The 5,284-nt window shown below is 63.8% G+C and carries 5 protein-coding genes; 4 read left to right on the forward strand and 1 reads right to left on the reverse strand.

Annotated elements, in window-relative coordinates; all coding sequences use genetic code 11:
• From lnt to fabB, 3 genes are all read left to right on the forward strand, one after another.
• On the forward strand, positions 1-1,372 hold a 1,372-nt coding region (gene lnt, locus A612_RS10940), incomplete at its 5' end, for an apolipoprotein N-acyltransferase (protein ID WP_019374523.1).
• Between the two features lie 172 nt (positions 1,373-1,544).
• Positions 1,545-2,072, forward strand: coding sequence for a bifunctional 3-hydroxydecanoyl-ACP dehydratase/trans-2-decenoyl-ACP isomerase (gene fabA, locus A612_RS10945; RefSeq protein ID WP_019374524.1), 528 nt, complete (start codon positions 1,545-1,547; stop codon positions 2,070-2,072).
• Positions 2,069-3,322: a beta-ketoacyl-ACP synthase I gene (fabB, locus tag A612_RS10950; RefSeq protein ID WP_019374525.1), complete on the forward strand. Its 1,254-nt coding sequence runs from the start codon at positions 2,069-2,071 to the stop codon at positions 3,320-3,322. Before fabA ends, fabB begins: the two co-directional genes overlap by 4 nt.
• Before the next feature lie 81 nt (positions 3,323-3,403).
• Here the strand turns inward: fabB and A612_RS10955 are convergent, their stop codons facing one another.
• Positions 3,404-4,360, reverse strand: a complete 957-nt coding sequence (locus A612_RS10955) for an integron integrase (protein WP_051001492.1) — start codon at positions 4,358-4,360, stop codon at positions 3,404-3,406.
• Between the two features lie 489 nt (positions 4,361-4,849).
• Here A612_RS10955 and A612_RS17100 point away from each other — a divergent pair, with 489 nt between their 5' ends.
• On the forward strand, positions 4,850-5,236 hold the full coding sequence (locus tag A612_RS17100) for a hypothetical protein (protein WP_141630352.1): 387 nt from the start codon (positions 4,850-4,852) through the stop codon (positions 5,234-5,236).
• The last annotated feature ends 48 nt before the right edge of the window (positions 5,237-5,284 follow it).

Here is a 5,284-nt window from a genome sequence, read left to right on the forward strand (position 1 = left end):
CCCCTGCGGCTGGCTGGCCGGCACCTTCTGGTGGCTCTACATCTCCATGCACACCTACGGCGGCCTGGCCGCGCCGCTGGCGGCCGCTGCGGTGCTGGCGCTGGCGGCTTTCCTGGGAAGCTACTACGCCGCCGCCTGCGCCGCCTTCCACCGCCTGCGCACGGGCGGGCGCGCGTGGGACGCGCTGCTGTTCGCGGCCGTGTGGCTGCTCGCCGAGCTGGCGCGTGGGCAGTGGTGGACCGGCTTTCCCTGGGGCGCCGGGGGCTACGCCCACGTGGACGGGCCGCTGGCCGTGCTGGCGCGCAGTGTTGGCGTGTATGGCATTGGCTTTGCTGCCGCCGCCGCGGCGATGGGGCTGGCGCAACTGCGCCCGCGCGACCTGGGACGCTGGCGCAGCTGGGCGGTGATGCTCGCCGTGCTGCTGGCCTGGGGGGCGCTCGACTGGCAGCGGGAGTGCGCGCTGCGGGAAGATTGCCGCGCCGCGGCGGGCGCGGTGGATGCCGGCGCGCCCTTCACGCTCGCCCTGCTGCAGGGCAACATCCCGCAGGACGAAAAATTCCAGCCGGGCAGCGGCGTCCCGCTCGCGCTGGGCTGGTACGGCGAGCAGCTGCGCGCCGCCTCGGCGCAACTGGTGGTCGCGCCCGAGACGGCCATTCCGCTGCTGCCCGGCCAGCTCGTGCCCGGTTATCTCGAACGCATCGCGCAGCGCTACACCGCCGGCGACCAGGCCCTCCTGCTGGGCATCCCGCTCGGCAGCTTCGAGGAGGGCTACACCAACTCGGTGCTCGGCTTCGCGGCGGGCCAGGCGCCGCCCTACCGCTACGACAAGCACCACCTGGTGCCTTTCGGGGAGTTCATCCCGCCTTTTTTCCGCTGGTTCACGCAGATGATGCACATCCCGCTCGGCGACTTCGCCCGAGGTGGCGTGGGCCAGCCCTCGCTCGCCTGGCAGGGGCAGCGCCTGGCGCCGAACATCTGTTATGAGGACCTGTTCGGCGAGGAATTGGCCGCGCGCTTTGCCGACCCGGCCACGGCGCCCACGGTGCTGGTCAATCTGAGCAACATCGGCTGGTTCGGCGACAGCGTCGCCATCGACCAGCACCTTTCCATCAGCCGCCTGCGCGCCCTGGAGTTCGAGCGCCCGATGGTGCGCGCCACCAACACCGGCGCCACCGCCGTCATCGACCACCGCGGCCGCGTCACGCACCGGCTCGCGGGGCACACGCGCGGCGTCCTCGAGGCGCAGGTGCAGGGCCGCACCGGCGCGGTCACGCCCTACGCCTGGTGGGCAGCGCGCGCCGGCCTGCTGCCCCTGTGGCTGGGCGGTCTTGCCGTGCTGGCCCTGGCCTGGCTCCGCCGCCGCGGACACTGAAGGGCAGGAGACGCCACGCGCCCAGGCGCCGGGCACGGCCGAGCTTGCCCTTGCGCAACGCTCAGGCGGCCCGGACCCTGGATAATGGACCCTTTCGACGAGGGGGTGGCCGCCTCGCGCCGGGCCCGCGCCCATGCCTGCCCCCAACCCCTACCCGCACCACCGACAGACAATGGCTGAATCCTTCTCGTACGAACAACTGATCGCCTCCGGTGAAGGCCGGTTGTTCGCCCCGGACAGCGGGCGCCTGCCCCTGCCCCCCATGCTGATGTTCGACCGCATCACGCACATCGACAGCGACGGCGGTGCGCACGGCCTGGGCAGGATCGTGGCCGAGCTGGACGTGAAGCCGGGCCTGTGGTTCTTCGAGTGCCACTTCCAGGGCGACCCGGTCATGCCCGGCTGCCTGGGGCTGGACGCCATGTGGCAATTGATCGGTTTCTACCTGACGTGGCTGCGCCTGCCCGGCCGGGGGCGCGCCCTGGGCGCGGGCGAGGTCAAGTTCACCGGCGAAGTCGGCCCCGACGTCAAGCTCGTGACCTACGAGATCGACATCAAGCGTGTGATCAAACGCAAGCTGAACATGGCCATCGGCGACGCGCGCCTGCTCGCCGACGGCAAGGAAATCTACGTGGCCAATGACCTGCGCGTGGGCCTGTTCCTGCGCGAGGAAGGAAAGACGGAAGCAGCAGCGACATGAGCAGCAGCACCATCAGCAGCAACCGCAACGGCCGGCGCCGGGTGGTGATCACCGGCGCGGGCATCGTCTCTTGCATCGGCAACGACTTGGCGACGGTGGAGCAATCCCTGCGCGAGGGCCGCTCGGGCATCCGCGCCGTGCCGAAGTTTGCCGAGCTGGGCATGCGCAGCCAGGTGGGCGGCACGCCCGAGATCGACCTGGAGGCGCGCATCGACCGGAAGCAGTTGCGCTTCATGGGCGACGCGGCCGCCTACGCGCAGATCGCGCTGGAAGACGCCATTGCCCAGTCGGGTCTCGCGCCCGAGCAGATCAGCCACCCGCGCACCGGCCTGCTCATGGGCTCGGGCGGCGGCTCGCCGGAAAACCAGATCGAGGCGGCCGACACGCTGCGCGAGAAGGGCATCCGCCGCGTCGGGCCGTACCAGGTCACGCGCTGCATGAGCTCGACGGTTTCCGCGTGCCTCGCGACCAACTTCAAGGTCAAGGGCATCAACTACTCCATCACCTCGGCCTGCTCCACCTCGGCGCACTGCATCGGCGCCGCGGCGCAGCAGATCGCGTGGGGCATGCAGGACGTGATGTTCGCCGGCGGAGGCGAGGAAATGTCCTGGGGCATGGCGCTGCTGTTCGACGGCATGGGCGCGATGTCCAGCAAGTACAACGCCACGCCCGAGCGCGCCTCGCGCGCCTACGACGCGAACCGCGACGGCTTCGTCATCGCCGGCGGCGGCGGTGCGGTGGTGCTGGAGAGCCTGGAGCACGCTATAGGAAGAGGCGCGACCATCCTGGCCGAGGTGGTGGGCTTTGGCGCCACCAGCGATGGCGAGGACATGGTGGCGCCGTCGGGCGAGGGCGCCGTGGCCTGTATGCGCCAGGCCATCGAGGGGCTGGATGGGCCGATCGACTACATCAACACGCATGGCACCTCGACGCCTGTGGGCGACATGCAGGAAGTGCGGGCCATGCGGCAGGTGTTTGGCGATGCGGTGCCGCCGTTTTCCTCGACCAAGTCGCTGACCGGGCATTCGCTGGGCGCCACGGGCGTGCAGGAGGCGATTTATTGCCTCATCATGCTGCAGAAGGGCTTCATCGCCGGGTCGATCAATGTGGAAACGCCGGATCCGGAACTGGGCGACATGCCGCTGGTGACCCAGACGCGCGACGCGCAGTTGACGCAGGTGCTGTCCAACAGCTTTGGCTTTGGCGGGACGAATGCGTCGCTGGTGCTCAGGCGGTGGGATGGGGTCTGATCGCTGATCGGATAACCGGTTACCCGCAAAAAGCCGCTCTCATTCAGAAGCGGCTTTTTTGTTCGTGGAATTTTTGTTTCTTTAAAGTGCATCCAGTGGGCTCAAGATGCCGCGCCCACCCTTGTTCAATACGTGGGTGTAAATCATGGTGGTGCTAACGTCCGCATGGCCCAGCAATTCCTGCACCGTGCGGATGTCGTAGCCCGATTGCAGCAGGTGTGTGGCAAAAGAATGGCGCAATACATGTGGTGAAACCGGTTTATCGATCTGCGCCAGTTTTCCTGCCTCGCGTACTGCGCGCTGTACCGACTCAGGATAAACGTGATGGCGTCGCTCCAGCAATTCACCAGTGCGCGCATCCGGGCGCGGATCGATGGAGCGCACGGGTGAGGGAAACACCCACTGCCAGGCCCAGGCTTTGTCGGCATTCGGGTATTTCACCGCCAGCGCGTGCGGCAGATGTACCCGGCCCAGCCCGGCAGCCAAATCTTTCTGATGCAGTGCTTGTGCCTTATGCAGTTGTGCCTGCAGTGGCTCGATCAGGTTTTCTGGCAGGACGGTCACCCGGTCTTTGCCGCCCTTGCCCTCGCGAATGATGATCTCGCGCCGCGTGAACTCCACATCTTTTACGCGCAGGCGCAGCGCTTCCATCAATCTCATGCCGGTGCCGTAGAGCAAACGGGCAATCAAGCCCATCGCGGCGTTGTCCATGTGCATGAGCAGCGCTCGCACCTCGCTGGGGGTCAGCACCACTGGCAGCCGCTGCGGGCGCTTGGCCTGTACAACCTCATCGAGCCAAGGGAGATTGATGGCCAACACCTGCTTGTAGAGATACAGGATCGCCGCCTTGGCTTGGTTCTGCGTGGAAGCCGACACTTGTCGATCTACCGCGAGGTGGGTCAAGAACGCCTCCACCTCGGGCGCACCCATCTCTTGTGGATGGCGTTTTTTGTGATACAAGATGAAACGTCGAACCCAGTCGAGGTACGCCTGTTCAGTCCGGATGCTGTAGTGACGCGTGCGCAGATGGTCGCGCATGCGATCCAGGAGCTTTGGAGGTTGGGTGGGCGGCACGGAAAGGTCTCTTCTCTTGATATGGTGGAGCGGAACACCATCCGCGAAATTTTAGGTTTGCCTAAATGAGTGACAAGTCCGTGTTTACGAGGAGGCTGGCCGGCGGCGCCAGATGTTATTGTGCAAGATGACGCCTGCTGGGTGTCGTCTAATTCTAGTTAGAGGGTGAATTACGTGAAAAAAAGTGAAATAATTTCCTACATATCACTTGTTATAGCGAGCGCAGCCACATACGGAGTGCATTATTTTTTTCCAGACCTCGACTGGTATTTCCTGGTGCCGTTTTTCTTGGTAACGCTTGGAGGCCTCTACTCGGGTCTGCTAAAAGATGAGGCTAACAAAAGAATCGTAGACAAGCCAACTGAGGAAAACAACCCATGAGCCCTAACATTACGCTCAAGCGGACTGGCGTTCGGCCGGCCGCTTACTTTGGCCGTTAGAAAATCGATGCATATGCGCAAGACACTTTCCACCATCGTTCCGGTTTTGATGATGACGGCTTGCACCACCGGATTTGAGAATCTAATTTTGCATGAAGAAGGTCCAAAACCAAGTCTTGAGCAAACTCGATCTTTTATCTTGCAAGATTTGCATAGAGGTTTACGAGATCCTGAAAGTCTAAAGGCATTCTCCATCATATCCGGCCCGGAAATTGTCACCGGCATTACCGCCGGCCGGGCACAGGAAAAAGCCTGGATAGTATGTGTCGAATACAACGCAAAAAATGTTTACGGTGGATATACAGGTATAAGTACACACGAATATATATTGCGATTTAGCGGAGAGTCTCTTTCGAAAATTTCGAAGATCAATTGGATAAGTCAGAGTCGTACTTGTTAAGCATTGATCCTACTAACTACTCGTCGCAGCCGACCGCCTACGGCGGCG

It is taken from the genome of Melaminivora alkalimesophila (genome assembly GCF_000282995.1).
Taxonomy (GTDB): Bacteria; Pseudomonadota; Gammaproteobacteria; order Burkholderiales; family Burkholderiaceae_C; genus Melaminivora; species Melaminivora alkalimesophila.